Source organism: Streptomyces sp. WAC 04229 (genome assembly GCF_003947455.1).
Taxonomy (GTDB): domain Bacteria; phylum Actinomycetota; class Actinomycetes; order Streptomycetales; family Streptomycetaceae; genus Streptomyces.
In genome coordinates this window covers 34,915-53,837 of the sequence record NZ_QHJH01000035.1, presented here as the reverse complement: position 1 = coordinate 53,837, position 18,923 = coordinate 34,915, and the positions used below count along the sequence as shown (strand labels likewise).

Annotated in this window: 14 protein-coding genes; 6 read left to right on the top strand and 8 right to left on the bottom strand. The window is 73.4% G+C overall.

Going from position 1 to position 18,923, the window contains the following annotated elements; all coding sequences use genetic code 11:
• Nucleotides 1–15 precede the first annotated feature (15 nt).
• Both DMH12_RS13130 and DMH12_RS13125 read right to left on the bottom strand, forming a co-directional pair.
• On the bottom strand, nt 16–4,380 hold the full coding sequence (locus tag DMH12_RS13130; protein WP_125491743.1) for a cation-translocating P-type ATPase: 4,365 nt from the start codon (nt 4,378–4,380) through the stop codon (nt 16–18).
• A 9-nt stretch (nt 4,381–4,389) separates the two neighbouring features.
• Entirely contained in the window at nt 4,390–5,193 is an 804-nt protein-coding gene (locus tag DMH12_RS13125) for a histone H1-like repetitive region-containing protein (RefSeq protein ID WP_125491742.1), read from the bottom strand.
• A 198-nt stretch (nt 5,194–5,391) separates the two neighbouring features.
• Here DMH12_RS13125 and DMH12_RS13120 point away from each other — a divergent pair, with 198 nt between their 5' ends.
• Complete coding sequence (locus DMH12_RS13120) at nt 5,392–6,474, top strand: chitinase (RefSeq protein ID WP_125491741.1); 1,083 nt, start codon at nt 5,392–5,394, stop codon at nt 6,472–6,474.
• A gap of 123 nt (nt 6,475–6,597) precedes the next feature.
• Here DMH12_RS13120 and DMH12_RS13115 read toward each other — a convergent pair whose 3' ends face one another.
• Nucleotides 6,598–7,980 carry a glycine--tRNA ligase gene (locus DMH12_RS13115; RefSeq protein WP_122620202.1) on the bottom strand — a complete coding sequence of 461 codons (1,383 nt, stop codon included), beginning with the start codon at nt 7,978–7,980 and terminating at the stop codon, nt 6,598–6,600.
• 226 nt (nt 7,981–8,206) lie between these two features.
• Between DMH12_RS13115 and DMH12_RS13110 the strand changes: the two genes are divergently transcribed.
• From DMH12_RS13110 to DMH12_RS13095, 4 genes are all read left to right on the top strand, one after another.
• On the top strand, nt 8,207–9,184 hold the full coding sequence (locus DMH12_RS13110) for a metal ABC transporter substrate-binding protein (RefSeq protein ID WP_125491740.1): 978 nt from the start codon (nt 8,207–8,209) through the stop codon (nt 9,182–9,184).
• Between the two features lie 20 nt (nt 9,185–9,204).
• Nucleotides 9,205–9,978 carry a metal ABC transporter ATP-binding protein gene (locus DMH12_RS13105; RefSeq protein WP_125491739.1) on the top strand — a complete coding sequence of 258 codons (774 nt, stop codon included), beginning with the start codon at nt 9,205–9,207 and terminating at the stop codon, nt 9,976–9,978.
• 13 nt (nt 9,979–9,991) lie between these two features.
• The gene (locus tag DMH12_RS13100) at nt 9,992–10,894 is read left to right on the top strand and encodes a metal ABC transporter permease (protein WP_122620199.1); all 903 of its coding nucleotides are present in this window, start codon (nt 9,992–9,994) and stop codon (nt 10,892–10,894) included.
• A 62-nt stretch (nt 10,895–10,956) separates the two neighbouring features.
• Nucleotides 10,957–11,376 carry a Fur family transcriptional regulator gene (locus DMH12_RS13095; protein WP_122620198.1) on the top strand — a complete coding sequence of 140 codons (420 nt, stop codon included), beginning with the start codon at nt 10,957–10,959 and terminating at the stop codon, nt 11,374–11,376.
• A gap of 72 nt (nt 11,377–11,448) precedes the next feature.
• On the opposite strand, the gene DMH12_RS13090 is transcribed toward DMH12_RS13095, so the two are convergent.
• Together DMH12_RS13090 and recO are read right to left on the bottom strand one after the other, a co-directional pair.
• On the bottom strand, nt 11,449–12,285 hold the full coding sequence (locus DMH12_RS13090) for an isoprenyl transferase (protein ID WP_125491738.1): 837 nt from the start codon (nt 12,283–12,285) through the stop codon (nt 11,449–11,451).
• Between the two features lie 40 nt (nt 12,286–12,325).
• Nucleotides 12,326–13,075 carry a DNA repair protein RecO gene (gene recO / locus DMH12_RS13085; RefSeq protein ID WP_125491737.1) on the bottom strand — a complete coding sequence of 250 codons (750 nt, stop codon included), beginning with the start codon at nt 13,073–13,075 and terminating at the stop codon, nt 12,326–12,328.
• A gap of 160 nt (nt 13,076–13,235) precedes the next feature.
• On the opposite strand from recO, the gene DMH12_RS13080 reads away from it, so the two are divergent.
• Nucleotides 13,236–14,732 carry an alpha/beta hydrolase gene (locus DMH12_RS13080; RefSeq protein ID WP_125491736.1) on the top strand — a complete coding sequence of 499 codons (1,497 nt, stop codon included), beginning with the start codon at nt 13,236–13,238 and terminating at the stop codon, nt 14,730–14,732.
• A 23-nt stretch (nt 14,733–14,755) separates the two neighbouring features.
• Here DMH12_RS13080 and DMH12_RS13075 read toward each other — a convergent pair whose 3' ends face one another.
• The 3 genes from DMH12_RS13075 to DMH12_RS13065 form a co-directional block, all read right to left on the bottom strand.
• On the bottom strand, nt 14,756–15,424 hold the full coding sequence (locus DMH12_RS13075; RefSeq protein ID WP_185832293.1) for a response regulator transcription factor: 669 nt from the start codon (nt 15,422–15,424) through the stop codon (nt 14,756–14,758).
• Nucleotides 15,421–16,695: a sensor histidine kinase gene (locus DMH12_RS13070; protein ID WP_185832292.1), complete on the bottom strand. Its 1,275-nt coding sequence runs from the start codon at nt 16,693–16,695 to the stop codon at nt 15,421–15,423. Before DMH12_RS13070 ends, DMH12_RS13075 begins: the two co-directional genes overlap by 4 nt.
• 67 nt (nt 16,696–16,762) lie before the next feature.
• Entirely contained in the window at nt 16,763–18,841 is a 2,079-nt protein-coding gene (locus DMH12_RS13065) for an MMPL family transporter (protein WP_125491735.1), read from the bottom strand.
• Between the last annotated feature and the right edge of the window lie 82 nt (nt 18,842–18,923).

Here is an 18,923-nt window from a genome sequence, read left to right as displayed (position 1 = left end):
GCCCCCGCCCCCGCCTCAGCGCAGCGGAATCGGCAGCCGCTCCGCCACCCTCGGCCAGTACTTCAGGATCGCCTCCTCCACCTCCGGCAGCGCCCGCTGGCCCGCCAGGGCCAGGACGATCGCCGCCGCCACGCCCGTCCACGCGACCGGGCCCAGCGGGGTGCAGCCGAAGAGGCGGCTCACGCCCGGGGTCTGGACGAGGGCCACCAGGGCGGCGGCCGAGCCCAGGGACGTGACCTGGACCAGGCGGCTGTCGCGGCGGTCGGCGAGGGTCTGGGCGAGCTGGGTGCCGACCACGGCGCACAGGGCCATCGTCGTCGAGCGGCGGTCCGTGCCCGGCGTGAAGCGGCCGAACAGCCAGGCAGCGGTCGCCCCGAGCGCGGTGGTCAGGGCCCGGTGCCGGATCTGCCGCAGCAGGGGCTCGCCCAGCACCGCCGTGCCCAGCGGCGCACCCGCGTCGGCGGCCTCCTGCTCGGGATCCCCCGTGCGCGTCACCGCGACCGCCATCGCCGGGAACAGGTCGGTGAAGAGGTTCACCAGCAGCATCTGACGGGTCGACAGCGGCGAGGAGCCGCTCAGCACCGTGCCGAGGATGCCGAAGCCGACCTCGCCCGCGTTGCCGCCGATCAGGATCGCGATGGCGTCGGCGACGCTGTGCCACAGCGCCCGGCCCTCCCGGACCGCCTCCACCAGCACCAGCAGGTCGTCGCCGGTCACCACCAGGTCGGCGGCGTTGCGGGCGGCGGCCGAGCCGCGGGCGCTGATGCCGACGCCGATGTCGGCGGCGCGGATGGCGGCGGCGTCGTTGGCGCCGTCGCCGACCATGCCGACGACCCGCCCGGCGTCCCGCAGCGACTCGACGACCTGGAGCTTCTGCTCCGGCGCCACACGGGCCACGACGTCCGCGTCGCGCAGCATCCGGGAGCGCGCCGTACGGTCGGCGGCGGCGAGTTCGTCGCCGGTGACCACCACCGCGTCCTCGGGCCAGCCCAGGTCGACGGCGATGGCATGGGCGGTCTGCGGGTGGTCGCCGGTCAGCACCACGGGCCGTACGCCCGCCTCGCGCAGCCCGCGCACCAGCGCCGGGGACGTCTCACGGGGTGCGTCGGCCAGCGCCAGCAGCCCCGCGAACCCCAGCTTCGCCGGCTGCTGTTCGAGTACGTCGGCCGCCTCCTCGCCCCGGCGCAGTGGGCGGGAGGCCACCGCGATGATGCGCAGTCCGTCGCGGGCCAGGGTCTGCGCCACCTCCAGGATGTGCGACGGCAGGTCGGCGCAGGCCGGCAGCACCGTCTCCGGGGCGCCCTTGACCACCAGCGTCGCGGGCCCGCGGGCCCGGTCCCGTCCGACGGCGGCGGCGTATCCGCGCGAGGTCTCGAAGGGCAGGCCCTCCACCTGCGTCCACCCGGGGTCGTCACCCGCCGCGTCCAGGACCGCCTCGTCGGTGGCGTGGGTGGGCCGGGCCCCGTCGCCGTTCAGCCGGGGGACGGCGCGCGCGGCGGTCCGTACGGCGTCGGCCGCCTCCGGGTCGCCCACCCTGCGGACCGTGCCGTCGGCGCCCGCGACACGCGTCAGCCGCAGCCTGTTCTCGGTGAGCGTGCCGGTCTTGTCGAAGCAGATGGTGTCCATCCGGCCCAGCGCCTCCAGCGTGCGCGGGGTGCGCACGAGGACTCCGCGACGGCTCAGCCGCCGGGCCGCCGCGAGCTGCGCCACCGTCGCCACCAGGGGCAGCCCCTCGGGGACGGCGGCCACGGCGACCGACACCCCGCCGGCGACGGCCTGCCGGACCGGCGCCCCGCGCAGCAGCGACAGACCGGTGACCGCGGCCCCGCCCGCCAGGGTGAGCGGCAGCGCCTTGCGGGTCAGTTCCTGGAGCCTGGCCTGCACCCCGGCCGCGGCGGGCGTCCGGGCGGCGAGCGCCACCGCCCGTGCCGCCTCGGTGTGGTCGCCGATGTCCACGACGACGGCCCGGGCGCGGCCGGCCACCACGGTCGTGCCCTCGAAGACCATGCAGTACCGCTCGGCCACCGGGGCCCTGGGCGCCGGGTCCACGCTCTTGCCCACCGGCAGCGACTCACCGGTCAGCGCGGACTCGTCCACCTCCAGACCGTCCTCCCACAGCAGCCGGGCGTCGGCCGGAACGACGTCGTCCGTCTTCAGTTCGATCACGTACCCCGGGTGCAGCCGGGCCGCGTCCATGATGCGCGGCGGCCCGCCCTCCCGTTCGGGCTCCTCGGTGACCCGGGCCTTCTGCGTCTGCTCGGCCAGCAGCCCGGACAGCGCCCGCTCGGCGCGCAGCCGCTGGAACCCGCCGACCAGCGCGTTCAGGTCGAGCGCCCCGACCACCAGCAGGGCGTCCACGACCGACCCGAGGATCGCGGAGGCCGCCGAGCCGACCGCGAGCACCGGGGTGAGCGGGTCGTCCAGCTCCCCGCGGACCGCCCGGGCCAGCTCCCACGACCAGAACGCCGGGGCCAGCACCGGCACCCGGCCCGCCCGGTCGGCGACCGCGCGCAGCCGGGCCGCGGCCTGCTCGACGACGGTCGGATCGGGCTCGCTCTCCCGCTCCAGGCGGTCCCGTACGGCGTCCGGGGCCAGCGCGTGCCACGCCACCCGGGCCCGGGGATGCGGAGCGCGGGCCATCGCCACGCCGACCGCGGCACGCGTCCCGGACAGCAGGGCCGCCGCCGCGCTCGCGTCGACCGGCGCGTGCCGCAGCCCGGACAGCGCGATGAAGCTCGGCCTGCCCCGGCGCCGGCCGCGCGCCTCGCCGACCGCCACCAGCAGCCCGGACAGCGCGGCGCCGGACCGGGCCAGCGTCTGCGAGCGCCGCCCGACGGCACGGGCCGCGGGCACCGCCCGCAGCAGCCGCCACACGTCGGCGAGCCCTTGCGGAGCGATCACGTCGGCGCCCCACGCCACCGGGGAGTCCGCGTCGGCCAGGGCGACCGCCACGTCCCCGCCGAGCAGCCCGGACAGCACCGACGCGTCGTCCTCGGGCCGCGGGCGTACGACCGTGACGACGCCTCCCTCGGGCCGCAGTTCGGCCACGACGTCCGCGAGCGGGCGCCGCGCGTCGACGACCTGGTCCGCGAGGCCGGTGAAATCGGCCAGCGCCGGGTCCTGGACCATCACCACGCGCAGGCCGGCCCGCCGGGCCGCGTCCAGCACGTCCTCGGTCCACGGGTCGGCGCCGTCGTCCGGCAGCCGCAGCGCGCTCGGGTGCAGCACGACCGTGCGGGCCATCTCCAGCTGCCGCAGTCGTCCGGGGTCGCGCACCAGCACACCGGCACGGGACAGGGCCGCGCTCAGTACGGCGTGGAAGGCGGCGGGGCCGTACCGCGCGGCCTTGGGCGAGCCGGCCAGCACGGCCTCGGCCGCCTCGGCCACGTCGTGCTTGACCAGCAGCGTCGCCGCGGCGCCCGCGACGCTGCCGGCCGAGGCGTGGGCGGCGTAGTCCTGGGCCGGGGAGGTGCGCGGCGCGGGGCGCAGGGTGAGGTCGGCGGGCAGGCTGCCGCGGCCGGGGGCGCAGAGCTGGTCGTGCACCACCTCGAAGGCCGCCGTCCTGGCCACCGCCTCCGTCAACTGGCAGGCGCGCAGCGCTCCGTCGAGGACCAGCGAGGTGGGGCTCTGCCCGGCGCCGTGCACGGCGGCGTTGGCGGCGGCCAGCGTCACGTCCATGCGGTGGTCGCCCATCCGCTCGCGCAGCCAGGCGCGGAAGGCCGGGTTCTCGCGCAGCAGGGTCGCCACGGCGGTGATCAGGCGCGGCGAGGGCGGCAGCCGCAGGCGCGCGCCGGTCACGGCGGCGGCGATGCCGAGGAGGTCGGCGCCGAGGGCGGTCGCGGCAACGCGCACCGAGGCCGGGTCGCCGGGGTGGGCCAGTTCGTCCACCTGGTCGCCGACGTCCTGCCGGTCCCGTCGGTCCGTCCGGGTGAGTCCGTGCCGCTCGGCGAGTTCGGTGACGTGGTCCACGACGGAGTCGGTCAGCTCCTCCTCGGCCGCGGTCACCACCAGCCTGGCGAGGCCGGTGTCCCAGTAGGCGACCAGCACGTCCGGGTGTTCGGCCACCTCCGCGGCCACCTTTCGCGCGACGCGTTCCGTGCCGCCCGCCAGGCGCACCTCGTCGGAATCGGCCGGGGCGAGGGCGAGGTGGGCCCGGGGTCCGGCCCGCCAGTCCCGGGTGCCGCCGGGCAGCGCGGAGCGGGCGACCCGGGCCGCGCGGGCGGCGAAGTCGGCGCCTCGCACACCGGCCCGTGCGGTGCCCGCGACCGCGCCGGCGGCGGCGCCGACGGCGGGTGCGGTGGAGCGGGCGAGCAGTCGGGGCCCGGCCAGGACGAATCCGGTGACGGCGTCCTGGGACCGCGTCAGAAGTGCGCCGACCATGGCCGTGGCTCAGCCCGTCCTGCGGGTGCGCGAGGCGGAGGCGGTCTTACGGCCGCCGGCCGAGCCCGAGGCGGGGGGACGGCTGGACGACGTCTTCTTTCCCGAGCGGCTCCTGCTCCGTGCGGGTGACGCGGTCTTCTTCGCGGGGGCTTTCCTGGCGGCGGTCTTCTTGGCGGCGGTCTTCGTCGCGGTGGTCTTCTTCGCGGTGGTCTTCTTCGCCGTGGCCTTCTTCGCCGTGGCCTTCTTCGCAGTCGCCTTGTTGGCGGTCGCCTTCGTCGCCGCGGTCGCCTTCTTCGTCGCCGCGGTCGCCTTCTTCGCCGCGGCGGACTTCGCGGCGGCCGACCGGGCCGTGGCCTTCTTCGCGGTGGTCTTCGTCGCGGTGGTCCTCTTCGCCGCCGCCTTCTTCGCCGCGGCCGACTTCGCCGCGGGCGACGTCGAGGCGGGCGACGTCGCCGCCGCGGTCTTGGCGGTGCTCTTCCTGACGGCGGCGCGCTTCCGGGCGGCCTCGGTGGCACCGGTACCACCCGTGCCCCGCCCGGCGACCCCGTTCCCGTTCCGCCGCCGCGACTGCGTCAGCCAGGCCACCGCCGCTCCGGTGAGCGCCACCGGCCACTCCACCAGCCCGGCGACGCCCAGCACCCCCGCACCCGTGTACACGATCACGCGCCGCCCGCGCGGCGACACCGCGCCGATCCGTTCCAGCGCGCCCTCGGCGGCCTTGCCGACCGTCGTGGCGCCCGGCACCTTCTGTACCGCGGAAGCGGCCGCGTGCAGCGGCCGCGGGAGTGTCTGCGCCGACTTCTGCTCAGCCATGACTGTTCGTCCTCGCCCTGTCCGTGCGGTGGGAAACCCCTGGGAACATCACCTTCCGCACAACTCCGCGTTCCCGCACCTCGGGCGTCACCCCGACGGCGTCACCCGTTCTTGGTCCAGACCTCTTGACGAAAGGTCTGGACCACACCACTGTCATGCCTACGACACCTCACCGCACCCCCCACCGGGAGGCCCGGCATGATCCGCCCCAAGGTCCGCCGCAGGATCCGTCTACTGGCCGCCGCACTGGCGGCCACCGTCCTGGCCCCGCTGGGGGCCACCACCGCGTCCGCCGCACCCGCACCCGCCCCTGCCCCCGCGACCGACACCTGCGCCGTGAAGTCCAAGCCCACCGGCAAGGTCCTCCAGGGCTACTGGGAGAACTGGGACGGCGCCGCCAACGGCGTGCACCCGCCCTTCGGCTGGACGCCCATCACCGATTCGCGCATCGGCGCCCACGGCTACAACGTGCTGAACGCGGCCTTCCCGGTCATCCGCTCCGACGGAACGGCCCTGTGGGAGGACGGCATGGACACGGGCGTGAAGGTGGCGACGCCCGCGGAGATGTGCGCGGCCAAGGCGTCCGGGCAGACGATCCTGCTCTCCATCGGCGGCGCGACGGCCGGCATCGACCTCAACTCCACCGCCGTCGCGGACCGTTTCGTCGACACGATCGTGCCGATCCTGAAGAAGTACAACTTCGACGGCATGGACATCGACATCGAGACCGGCCTGACCGGCAGCGGCAGCATCGGCCAACTCTCCACGTCCCAGGCCAACCTGATCCGCATCATCGACGGCGTGCTCGCCCGCATGCCCTCGAACTTCGGCCTCACCATGGCCCCGGAGACCGCCTACGTCACCGGCGGCAGCGTGACCTACGGCTCCATCTGGGGCGCGTACCTGCCCGTCATCAAGAAGTACGCGGACAACGGCCGCCTGTGGTGGCTGAACATGCAGTACTACAACGGCAGCATGTACGGCTGCTCCGGCGACTCCTACTCGGCCGGCACGGTCCAGGGCTTCACCAAGCAGACCGACTGCCTGGACAAGGGCCTGGTCATCCAGGGCACGACGATCCGGGTGCCCTACGACAAGCAGGTCCCGGGCCTGCCCGCACAGCCCGGCGCGGGCGGCGGCCACATGTCCCCGTCCCTGGTGGCACAGGCCTGGAACCACTACAACGGCGCCCTCAAGGGCCTGATGACGTGGTCCCTCAACTGGGACGGCTCGAAGAACTGGACCTTCGGCGACAACGTGAAGTCGCTTCAGGGCCGCTGACGAACGAACAGGTCACCGAACGCCAAAGGCCCACCCCTCATCCGACCGAGTCGGGCGAGGGGTGGGCACAGGCTCGGGGTGCCAGGGGGCGGGAGCCCCTGGCAACTCAACCGATACGAACGATCAGCACCCGACCAGACGTGAGGCCAGGTACCCCTCGATCTGGTCCAGCGACACGCGTTCCTGCTTCATGGTGTCGCGCTCGCGGACCGTCACCGCGTTGTCGTCCAGCGTGTCGAAGTCGACGGTGACGCAGAACGGCGTACCGATCTCGTCCTGACGCCGGTACCGGCGCCCGATCGCCCCGGCGTCGTCGAACTCGATGTTCCAGTTCTGCCGCAGCGCCTGCGCGAGCCCCTTCGCCTTGGGCGACAGCTCGGGGTTGCGGGACAGCGGCAGCACGGCGACCTTCACCGGGGACAGCCGCGGGTCGAGCCGCAGCACCGTGCGCTTCTCCAGCTTGCCCTTGGCGTTCGGCGCCTCGTCCTCGATGTACGCGTCGAGCAGGAAGGCGAGCATCGCCCGGCCGACACCGGCCGCCGGCTCGATGACGTACGGCGTCCAGCGCTCGCCGGCCTCCTGGTCGAAGTAGGAGAGGTCCTGGCCGGAGGCCTTGGAGTGCGAGGAGAGGTCGTAGTCGGTGCGGTTGGCGACACCCTCCAGCTCGCCCCACTCGCTGCCGCCGAAGGAGAACCGGTACTCGATGTCGGCGGTGCGCTTGGAGTAGTGGGAGAGCTTCTCGGCCGGGTGCTCGTACCAGCGCATGTTCTCCTCACGGAGGCCCAGGCCCGTGTACCAGTTCCAGCGCTGCTCCATCCAGTACTCCTGCCACTTCTCGTCCTCGCCCGGCTTGACGAAGAACTCCATCTCCATCTGCTCGAACTCGCGGGTCCGGAAGATGAAGTTGCCGGGCGTGATCTCGTTGCGGAAGGACTTGCCCATCTGGGCGATGCCGAACGGCGGCTTGCGGCGCGACGTGGTCTGCACCTGGGCGAAGTTGGTGAAGATGCCCTGGGCGGTCTCGGGCCGCAGGTAGGCGACGGAGCCGCTGTCCTGGGTCGGGCCGAGGTGGGTGGAGAGCAGACCGGAGAACTGCTTGGGCTCGGTGAAGGTGCCCTTGTTGCCGCAGTTGGGGCAGTTGAGGTCGGCCAGGCCGTTCTCGGGAGCCTTGCCCTTCTTCTCCTCGTACGCCTCCTCCAGGTGGTCCGCACGGAACCGCTTGTGGCAGGAGGTGCACTCGGTCAGCGGGTCCGTGAAGGTGGCGACGTGACCGGAGGCCACCCAGACCTCGGGGGCCAGGATCACGGAGGAGTCGAGACCGACGACGTCCTCGCGCGAGGTGACCATGTAGCGCCACCACTGGCGCTTGAGGTTCTCCTTGAGCTCGACACCGAGCGGACCGTAGTCCCAGGCGGCACGCTGACCGCCGTAGATCTCACTGCAGGGGAATACGAAGCCACGGCGCTTGCTCAGGCTGACGATGGTGTCGATCTTGTCGGCGGCCACGGTGCTCTCTTCATTACGACGACGGTGACTGACTGGTGCGGCGCGAAGCGCCTCGTTGAGGGGTGGTGGTCGGGTGGCGGGCGGGCGAAGCGAGATGCTTCCAGAGAATGCTTCAGGTTACCGGCGTGGACTGCCCCTCAACCAAATCGGGGCCCCGCAGGATCCTCGGGCCTCCGATATGGCCGCTTGTTGACAACCGTTTCCATATTTGTTGAAAATGAATCCCATGAACGTACGACGACGTCACATATCCGGCATAGCAGTCACCGCGGCCGCCGCACTCGGCCTCGGGACCCTCTCGGCCTGCGCCGGCGACAACGCGGCGGCGGGCAACACGGACAAGTTCGACGTCGTCGCGTCGTTCTACCCCATGGCCTATCTCGCCGAGCAGATCGGCGGCGACCACGTCAACGTCACCAGTCTGACCGAGCCCGGCCAGGAACCGCACGACCTGGAGATCAGCGCCAAGCAGCGCGCCCAGCTGGAGGAGTCGGACGCCGCGCTCTTCCTCAAGGGCCTGCAGCCCTCCGCCGACGAGGCCATCGCCCAGTCCGGCGCCAAGACGAAGATCGACGCGGCCACGCTGACCGCACTGGAGGAGCACGGCTCCGAGGTCGGCGGACACGCCGCCGAGCACGACCACGCCGAGGAGGAGCACGGCCACGAGCACGGCGAGGAGGGCGGCAAGGACCCCCACATCTGGCTCGACCCGGTCAAGTACGCCGAGGTCGCCAAGGGCGTCGGCGAGGCCTTCGAGAAGGCCGACCCCGACCACGCCGCCGACTACAAGAAGAACACCGAGGCCCTGGTCAAGAAGCTCGACGCCCTGAACACGGAGTTCGAGACCGGGCTGAAGGACACCGACACCAAGGTCTTCATCACCACGCACGCCGCCTTCGGCTACCTCGCCGAGCGCTACGGCCTGACCGAGGAGGCCATCAGCGGCCTCAGCCCCGAGTCCGAGCCCAGCGCCGCCCGGGTCAAGGAGCTTGAGAAGATGGCGAAGGCCGACGGCGTCTCCACGGTCTTCTACGAGACGCTCGTCAGCGACAAGACCGCGAAGACGGTCGCCAAGGACGCGAACCTCGAGACGGACGTCCTCGACCCGATCGAGGGCATCACCGAGAAGTCCCGCGGCGACGACTACTTCCAGGTCATGGAAGCCAACCTCAAGGCCCTGCGGACGGCCCTGGGAGCCAAGTGATCAACTCACCGGAGGGCGGCATGAGCGAGCCCGTCAACGTCATCTCGCTGCGCGGCGTGCGCGCCGAACTCGGCTCACGCCCCGTCCTGCGCGGCATCGACCTCACCGTGCGCCGCGGCGAGGTCGTCGCCCTGCTCGGCGCCAACGGCTCGGGCAAGTCCACGGCCGTGCGCACCGTCATCGGCCAGGTGCCGGTCACCGCCGGGGAGATCGAGCTGTTCGGCGCCCCCCGGCGCCGGTTCCGCGACTGGGCGCGCGTGGGCTACGTCCCGCAGCGCACCACGGCCGCGGGCGGCGTCCCCGCGACGGTGACCGAGGTGGTCTCCTCCGGGCGGCTCTCCCGGGCCCGCTTCGGCATCCTGCGCAAGGCCGACCACGAGGCCGTGCGCCGCGCCCTCGCCCTGGTCGGCATGACCGACCGGGCCAAGGACTCGGTGAACGCCCTCTCCGGCGGCCAGCACCAGCGCGTGCTGATCGCCCGCGCGCTCGCCGCCGAACCCGAACTGCTGATCATGGACGAGCCGATGGCGGGCGTCGACCTGGCCAGCCAGGAGGTGCTGGCCGAGACGCTCAGGAAGCAGGTCGCGGCCGGTACGACGGTCCTCCTCGTCCTGCACGAGCTGGGCCCCCTGGAGCCGCTGATCGACCGGGCCGTGGTGCTCCGCGACGGCTGCGTGCTGCACGACGGCCCGCCCCCGAAGGCGGTCGGCCAGCACGCGCTGCCCGGCCACGACCACGTGCACCCGCACGCGCCCACGGACGCCGAACCGATCCGCACCGGCCTGCTGAGCTGAGAAGGCGACGACTATGGAAATCCTGAACTACGCCTTCATGCAGCGGGCCCTGCTGGCGGCCGTCCTGGTCGGCATCACCGCGCCCGCCGTCGGCATCTACCTGGTCCAGCGCCGCCAGGCCCTCATGGGCGACGGCATCGGCCACGTGGCGATGACCGGCGTCGGCCTCGGCTTCCTGCTCTCCTGGTCCCCGGTGTGGATGGCGACCCTGGTCTCCGTGCTCGGCGCGGTCCTCATGGAGCTGATCCGCTGGTACGGCAAGACCCGCGGCGACATCGCCCTCGCGATGCTCTTCTACGGCGGCATGGCCGGCGGTGTGATGTTCATCAACCTCGCGCCGACCGGCTCCAGCGCCAACCTCACCTCGTACCTCTTCGGCTCCCTGTCCACGGTGAGCGAGTCCGACGTCACGGCGATCTGCGTGCTGGCCGCCTTCGTGGTCCTGGTCACCCTGGGCCTGCGCCGGCAGCTGTTCGCGGTCAGCCAGGACGAGGAGTTCGCCCGGGTCACCGGCCTGCCGGTGCGCGCGCTGAATTTGCTGACCGCGGTCACGGCCGCGGTGACGGTGACGGTCGCGATGCGCGTCGTGGGGCTGCTGCTGGTGTCGGCGCTGATGGTGGTCCCGGTGGCCGCCGCGCAGCAGCTCACCCGCAGTTTCGCCGCCACCTTCGCGATCGCCGTCGCGCTCGGCGTGACCGTGACGATCGGCGGCACGGTCACCTCGTACTACCAGGACGTGCCGCCCGGCGCGACGATCGTGCTGCTCACCATCGGCGCGTTCGTCCTGCTGACCGCGCTGGCGGCACCGCTCGCCCGGCGACGCGCGCGAGCGGCCACTGCCGCGGGGCCCGCGTCGGATCCGGCGGAGTGCAAGATTCCGGCCACCCGGGGGGCCACCGACGAGGTCGGCGTCTGACCGCGGGCGAACCGGGCTGGCACAATGGCCCGGCAAGCCGCCAAGACGTGAGGAGGAACCCGGTGACGACCGCTGGACCGCCCGTGAAGGGCCGCGCCACCCGGCAGCGGGCCGCCGTGTCGGCGGCTCTCCAGGAGGTCGAGGAGTTCCGCAGCGCACAGGAGCTCCACGACATGCTCAAGCACAAGGGCGACTCGGTCGGGCTCACCACGGTCTACCGCACGCTTCAGTCCCTCGCCGACGCCGGCGAGGTCGACGTCCTGCGCACCGCCGACGGCGAGTCCGTCTACCGCCGCTGCTCCACCGGCGACCATCATCACCACCTGGTCTGCCGCTCCTGCGGCAAGGCCGTCGAGGTCGAGGGCCCCGCGGTGGAGAAGTGGGCCGAGGCCATCGCCGCCGAACACGGCTACGTCAACGTCGCCCACACCGTGGAGATCTTCGGCACCTGCGCCGACTGCGCGACCGCCTCCGGCGGCTGAGCCGCCGGGGCCGGGGGCCGCGCCCCGGACCCCTTCCGGCCCGACGGCCTCGCCCGCGAACGCCGGACGGGCTCAGTTCCCTCCGCTCCGGCCCTCCATGGCCAGGAGCTCCTCGTTCGGGATGGCCCCGCCGAACCGCCGGTCGCGGGAGGCGAACTCCAGGCACGCCCGCCACAGGTCGCGCCGGTCGAAGTCGGGCCACAGCACGTCCTGGAACACCATCTCGGCGTACGCGCTCTGCCAGAGCAGGTAGTTGGACGTGCGCTGCTCGCCGCTGGGCCGCAGGAACAGGTCCACGTCCGGCATGTCCGGGTAGTACAGGTACTTCGCGAGGGTCTTCTCGTTGACCTTCGACGGGTCGAGCTTCCCGGCCCGCACGTCCTCGGCGAGGGCCTGCGCGGCGTCGGCGATCTCGGCGCGGCCGCCGTAGTTCATGCAGAAGTACAGGGTCAGCCGGTCGTTGTCCTTGGTCTGCTCCTGGGCGACCTGGAGTTCCTTGGCGACGGACTTCCACAGCCTGGGCATCCGGCCCACCCAGCGCACGCGGATCCCCAGCTCGTCGAGCTGGTCGCGGGTCTTGCGGATGAAGTCCCGGTTGAAGTTCATCAGGAAGCGCACCTCGTCCGGCGACCGCTTCCAGTTCTCGGTGGAGAAGGCGTACAGCGAGATGTTCTTCACGCCCATCTCGATGGCGCCCTGGAGCACGTCGAGCACCCGCTCGGCCCCGACCTTGTGCCCCTCGGTCCGCGGCAGCCCGCGGTCCTTGGCCCAGCGCCCGTTGCCGTCCATGACGATCGCCACATGCTCGGGGACCAGCTCACCGAGGCCCGGGGGCCGCGCGCCGGACGGGTGCGGCTCCGGCGTCCTGTACTCCCGGCGCTGCCGCCCAAGGATCCCGCGTACCGCCATGTGTCTCTCGTCTCCTCGTACTGTTTCTGCGTGTTTGTGCCTAGGACTTCTCGACGTACCGCAGGGAGCGCAGGCCCCGCTCCAGGTGCCAGTGCAGATAGGCGGACACCAGCCCGCTGCCCTCCCGCACGTACCGCGGCTCGCACGCGTCCGCGGTCCCCCAGTCTCCCGTGAGCAGTGCCCCGAGCAGTTCCAGGGCCTGCGGCGAGGGTACGACGCTGCCGGGCACCCGGCAGTCGGCGCAGACGGAACCGCCCGACCCGACCGAGAAGAACCGGTTCGGACCGGGCAGGCCGCACTTCGCGCAGTCCCCGAAGGTCGGCGCGTACCCGTTCACCGCCAGCGAGCGCAGGAGGAACGCGTCGAGCACGAGGTTCGGAGCGTGCTCGCCCCGGGCGAGGGTACGCAGCGCGCCGACCAGCAGCAGGTACTGCTGGACCGCCGGCTCGCCCTCGTGGTCGGTGAACCGCTCGGCCGTCTCCAGCATGGCCGTCCCCGCGGTGTAGCGGGCGTAGTCCGTGACGATCCCGCCACCGTACGGCGCGATGGTCTCGCTCTGCGTGCACAGCGGCAGCCCGCGCCCGACCAGCTCGCTGTTCCTGGCGAAGAACTGCACGTCGACGTGCGAGAACGGTTCGAGGCGGGCCCCGAACTTCGACTTCGTCCGCCGTACGCCGCGCGCCACGGCGCGTACACGTCCGTGACCGCGCGTGAGCAAGGTGATGATCCGGTCCGCCTCGCCCAGCTTCTGGGTGCGCAGCACGATGCCGTCGTCGCGGAACAGACTCATGCCGCCCATTCTCGCGCATGCCCCGGGGTGGCCGTGCGGCAGTGCGAGGAGGCGGACCCGTGAAGAGGGCCCCGGCTGGGACGGTCCTCGGGTATACCCCCGTACCAAGAGGGTTGTTGACCGGATGTGGGCGGCGCCGGAGATCCGTGAGGCTCGTCGTATGACGCAGCGCAAGCGAATCATCCGCGACGCCGCCCTCGTCGGCGTCTCCACCGCACTCCTCGGGATCACCGCGCCGTTCACCGCCTCCGCCGCGACCGCGGACCCCGCCGGGGCCCTCACCTGGACGGATTGCGGCGGGGGCGCCGTCGACCCCCGTCAGCAGTGCGCCACGCTCCGGGTGCCCATGGACTACGCCGATCCCGGCAGCCCCCGTATCGACATCGCCGTCTCGCGCATCCGGAGCGAGGATCCGGACGCCCGGCGCGGGACGCTGCTGCTCATCCCCGGCGGGCCGGGCGGGTCCAGTCTGGGCGACCCGTCGGGGAAGGGGCAGAAGCTGCCGCGCGAAGTCCGGGACGCCTACGACCTGGTCGGGTTCGCGCCGCGCGGGCTCGCCCCGTCCACCGCCGTCGACTGCGGGCTGGAGACCGCCGACCTCGCCACCTCCAGGCTCCGCCCCTGGCCCGCCCCCGACGGCTCGGTCGACGGGAACCTCGACACAGCGCGCCGCGTCACCGACGCCTGCGTACGCGACGGCGGCGAGCTGATGCGGCACCTGAGCACGGCGAACGAGGCCCGCGACCTCGACCGTCTGCGGGCCGCGCTCGGCGAGCGGAAGATCTCCGCGTGGGGGGTGTCGTACGGGACGTACGTCGGCGCGGTGTACGCGCAGCTCTTCCCGCACCGCACCGACCGCGTCGTGCTGGACAGCAACGACGACCCCGACCCGGCGCGCGTCGCCCGTGCCTGGCTCGCCGGCCACGAGCAGGGCGTGGAGGACACCTTCCCGGACTTCGCCGCGTGGGCCTCTCAGCCGGGCAACCCGGACCGCGTGGCACTCCGGGCGGCCGACGTACGGCCGCGGTTCCTGCGGCTCGCCGCCGAGTTGGACCGGACGCCGATCCCCTGGCCGGGAGCCAACCCGGAGGAGCTGAACGGCAACGTGCTGCGTCAGACGATGCTGGACAGCCTGTACCGCCCCAGCGCGTATCCCACGCTCGCGAGGATGATGCGGGCCGCGGCACAGGGCACCGTGCCGCCCGTGCCCCAGGCGCCGCCCGAGTCCGTGCTGCAGAACGTCACCGCGGTGGGGGTGGGGACGCTCTGCAACGACGTCGCCTGGCCGAAGTCGCCCGCCGTGTACCGCAAGGGCGTCGCCGAGAGCCGCGCCAAGTACCCGCTCACCGCGGGCATGCCCCGCAACGCGATGGTGTGCGCCGCCTGGCCCTACGCGCCGCGCGAGGCGCCGGTGCGGATCACCGGCCGGGGGCCGTCGAACGTCCTGCTCGTCCAGAACGAACGGGACGTGGCCACCCCGCTCAGCGGCGCCCGGAAGATGCGGGAGGCGCTCGGCCGGCGCGCGGTCATGGTGACCGTGGACTCCACCGGCCACGACGCCTACCTCGCCAACGGCAACGCCTGCGGCGACCGGACCGTCTCCCGCTTCCTCGCGACCGGTCAGCGGCCGTCCGCCGACCTCTACTGCGAGGGCTGAGTCAGTCCGCCGTCCGCCGGAGGTCAGCCGACGCCGGGGGTCACCAGCCCCGACTCGTACGCCACGATGACCAGTTGCGCGCGGTCTCGCGCCCCCAGCTTGCCCATGATGCGGCTGACGTGGGTCTTGGCGGTCAGGGGGCTCAGGCCCAGGGAGTCGGCGATCTCCGTGTTGTTGAGGCCGCGTGCGACCAGGGCGAGCACCTGGCGTTCCCGGTCGGACAGGCAGTCGGGTCCCGCGGTGCCCGCGGCGGGCGTCGCGGGGCTGCGCAGGAACCTTTCGATCAGGCGGGCGGTCGGTCCGGGCGACAGGAGCGCGTCGCCCGCCGTCACCGTGCGGATGGCGTCGAGGAGTTCGGCGGGCCGGGTGTCCTTGACCAGGAACCCGGAGGCGCCCGCGCGGAGCGCCTCCACGATGTTCTCGTCGGTGTCGTAGGTGGTGAGGACCAGCACCCGCACGCCCGCGAGGTCCTCGTCGGCGGCGATCAGCCGGGTCGCCTCGATGCCGTCCAGGTCGGGCATGCGGACGTCCATGACGACGAGGTCGGCGCGTTCGGCGCGGGCCAGCGCCACGGCCTCGCGGCCGGTGCCCGCCTCGCCGACCACCTCCATGTCCGGCGCCGAGGCCACGAGCAGGGCGAACGCGGCCCGGACGAGGTTCTGGTCGTCCGCGAGCAGCACGCGTATCGTCATCGGTCGCTCTCCGGGATCAGGTGTGTCGTGGTCGGGGCGGGCCCCGTCGGTACGGCGGGCGTGGGCAGCACGGCCGTCACCTCGAAGCCGCCCCCGCCGCCGCCCTCCCGCGGCCCGGCGTCGAGTGTGCCACCCACGCTGCGGGCCCGCTCCCGCATGCCGACGAGGCCGAAGCCGGGGGTGCCGGCGGCCTCGGGCCCGTTGCCGTCGTCGGTGACGGACAGGCGCAGGGCGCCCCGCTCGGCGCGCACCTCGACGTGGACGGACGGCGCCGGGCCGGCGTGGCGTACGGAGTTGGTCAGCGCCTCCTGCACGATGCGGTAGGCGGCGGCACCGACCGCGGGCGGGACGGCGTCGGCCCGCACCGACAGCTCCACCCGTGCGCCCGCGCCCCGGGCGGTCTCCGCGAGGTCGGGCAGCCCGTGCAGTCCGGGCAGCGGGCCGCGGGCGTCGGTGGCGTCCTGCTCCCGCAGCACCTCCAGCGTGGTGCGCAGTTCGCCGCGCGCGCTCCGGCAGGTCTCGGCGATGTCGTCGAGGGCCTTGGCGACGGCGGCCCGGTCCAGGCGGCCGGGGTCGGCGGTCAGGACGTGGGCGGCGACCGAGGTCTGCACGCCGATGAGGGTGATGCTGTGCGCGAGCAGGTCGTGCAGGTCCCGGGCGACGCGCAGGCGTTCCTCGGCGACGCGGCGGCGGGCCTCCTCCTCGCGGGTGCGTTCGGCGCGTTCGGCCCGTTCGACGATGGAGGCGACGTACTGGCGGTAGTAGCGGACGTCGACGCCGGCGAAGAGGATGGCGATCACCCAGCCGGAGATGCGGATCAGCTCGACGGCCTGGTGGGTGTTGACGGTGAGCATGATGCCGACGGAAACGGTGAGGACACCGATGCCGGTCAGGATCGTGCGCAGCGGGCGGCCGGTGACGGCGAGCGTGTAGAGCGCCACGTAGGAGGCCGGACCGGCCGCCGCGTGGTTGTTGTCCATGGCGTGGTACGGCCCGACGAGGGCCACCAGCGCCACGAGCACCAGCAGCGGGTGGCGCCGCCGCCACACGATCGCGACGTGCGCGGCGGCCAGCAGCGTCCAGCCGACCGCGTCCGGGCGGCGGCCCTCGTCGGTGGCCAGGGCGAGGCAGACGGCGCCGGTGAGGAGGACCGCGGCGAGCACGGCGTCGTTGCGGGTGCCGTGCGGGGCGGCGCGCGGGTCGCGGTTGACGGCGGCCATGATCCGCTCGCCGGCACGGGGCCGGGGCGCTGCCGTGGTGGTTGCCTGCACGCGCCCATCCTCCGCGACGGACGCGCCCCTCCGGGAGGGGAGGGGCGCACTCCGGTCGCCCGGCACCTCAGACACCGACGGGCTCCCGCTCACCGGCCGCCGCGGGCTCCCCGGGCGCCCGGGACAGCGGGCCCGGCCACCACACCCGGCGCCGCAGGGCGACGCTCGCGCTGGTGACGAGGTAGGTGCGGACGAGGAAGGTGTCGAGCAGGACACCGACCGCGATGACGAAGCCCAGCTCGACCAGTTGCACCATCGGCATGCTGGTGAGCACCGCGAAGGTGGCGGCGAGGACCAGCCCGGCGGAGGCGATGACCCCGCCGGTGGTGCGCAGCGCGGAGAGCGCGGCCTCGGTGGGTTCGGCACCGCGCAGGGACTCCTCGCGCATGCGGTGCATCAGGAAGATGCCGTAGTCGACGCCGAGGGCGACCAGGAACACGAAGGACAGCAGGCCGAGTCCGGGGTCGGTGCCCTCGAAGCCGAAGAGCGGCCCGAAGACCAGTCCCCCGATGCCGAGCGCCGCGCCCCACACGGCGACCACGGCGGCGACCAGGATCAGCGGCGCGACCAGCGATCGCAGCAGCACCGCCAGGATCAGCAGCACCGACAGCAGCACGATCGGGACGACGATGGCGGTGTCGCGCGCGTTGGTGTCCTCCAGGTCGATCTGCTGAGCGCTGGGGCCGCCGACGTAGGACCCGTCGAGCGAGTCGCGCAGGGACTCGATGGTGGCGGTCTCGGCCGCCGACTGGGGCGGGGCGGCGGCGAGTACGGTCAGCTCGGTCCAGCCTCCGCCGCTGCGGACGGCCTCGGCGCTCTCGACGCCGCGGGTGTCGCGGGCCTCGGCGAGGGCGGCCTCCGCCCGGTCGGTGGGAGCGATGACGGCGATGGGCTGGATGCCGCTCTCCGGGTACGCGGCGGCGAGGGTCCCCATCGCGGCGATGGCGTCGGGCCGGGTGGTGAAGGAGTCCTCCTGCTTGAGGGAGCCGGGCAGGGCGAACGCCCCGAGCGCGAGCGCGCCGAGCAGCACCGCGCCGCCCACGAGGACGGTGCGGGGCCGGCGTTCGGCGGAGCCGCCCATCGCCGCGAACAGCGACCGGCGGGCCTTGGGCGTGCTGCCGTGGCGGGGCACGAGCGGCCAGAAGACGCGTCGGCCCAGCAGGACCAGGAGCGCGGGCAGCAGGGTCAGCATGGCGGCCAGCGCGCACAGCACGCCGACGGTGCCGAGCGGGCCCATGCCCCGGCTGGAGTTGAGGTCGGCGGCGAGCAGGCAGAGCAGCCCGGCGGCGACGGTGCCGGAGGAGGCGAGCACGGCGGGGCCGCAGCCGCGCAGGGCGGCGGCCATGGCGTCGTACGGCCGCTCGACGCGCCGCAGTTCCTCGCGGTAGCGGGAGACCAGCAGCAGCGCGTAGTCCGTGCCGACGCCGAAGACGAGGATGGTCATGATGCCGGAGCTCTGGCCGGAGACCGCGGTGCCGAACCACTGGTTGAGGCCGTAGGCGACGCCCATGGAGAGGTAGTCGGCGATGCCGGCGACGGCGAGCGGGACCAGCCACAGGAACGGGCTGCGGTAGATGAGGATCAGCAGCAGTGCGACGACGGCCGCGGTGGTGTAGAGCAGGGGGCCGTCGAGGGAGTTGTAGACCTCGGCGGCGTCGGTGGCGAGCGCGCCGGCGCCGCCGACCTCGACGCTCAGCCCGTCGCCGCCCCGGGCGATGTCCCGTACGGCGTTGACGAGGGCGTCGCGGGCCTCCTCGTCCTGGCCGGGCTCGGTGCTGGCGACCGGGTACATGAGGGTGGTGCCGTCCTCGGACGGGATGCCGGCGGGCCGGCCGGTGAGTTCGTGCGCGCCCGCGATCTCGGCGACCTGGCCGGCGGCGGTGGCCCGGTCGGCGGAGGTCAGTCCGGCGTCCCGGTGGTAGACGAGGACCATCTCGGTGGCCTCGCCGCCCGGCAGCCGGTCCTGGATCCTGGCGACCTGCGTCGAGTCGGCGCCGGCCGGCAGGTAGTCGACGGCTCGGTCGCGCTGCACGTCCGCGAGTTTCGACGCGAACGGCGAGGCGATCGCCAGGACCGCGATCCACAGTCCGAGCACCAGCCAGGGCACGGCCCGCCGTCGCCCCCCACTTGTCCTTACGGCCCCCATCTGACGGGCCTCCCTCCGCTGGATGTCTGGTCGGCTGTCTCCAGACTTCCGGCGGCGGGCGGCCGGCACGTCGGACCCGAGG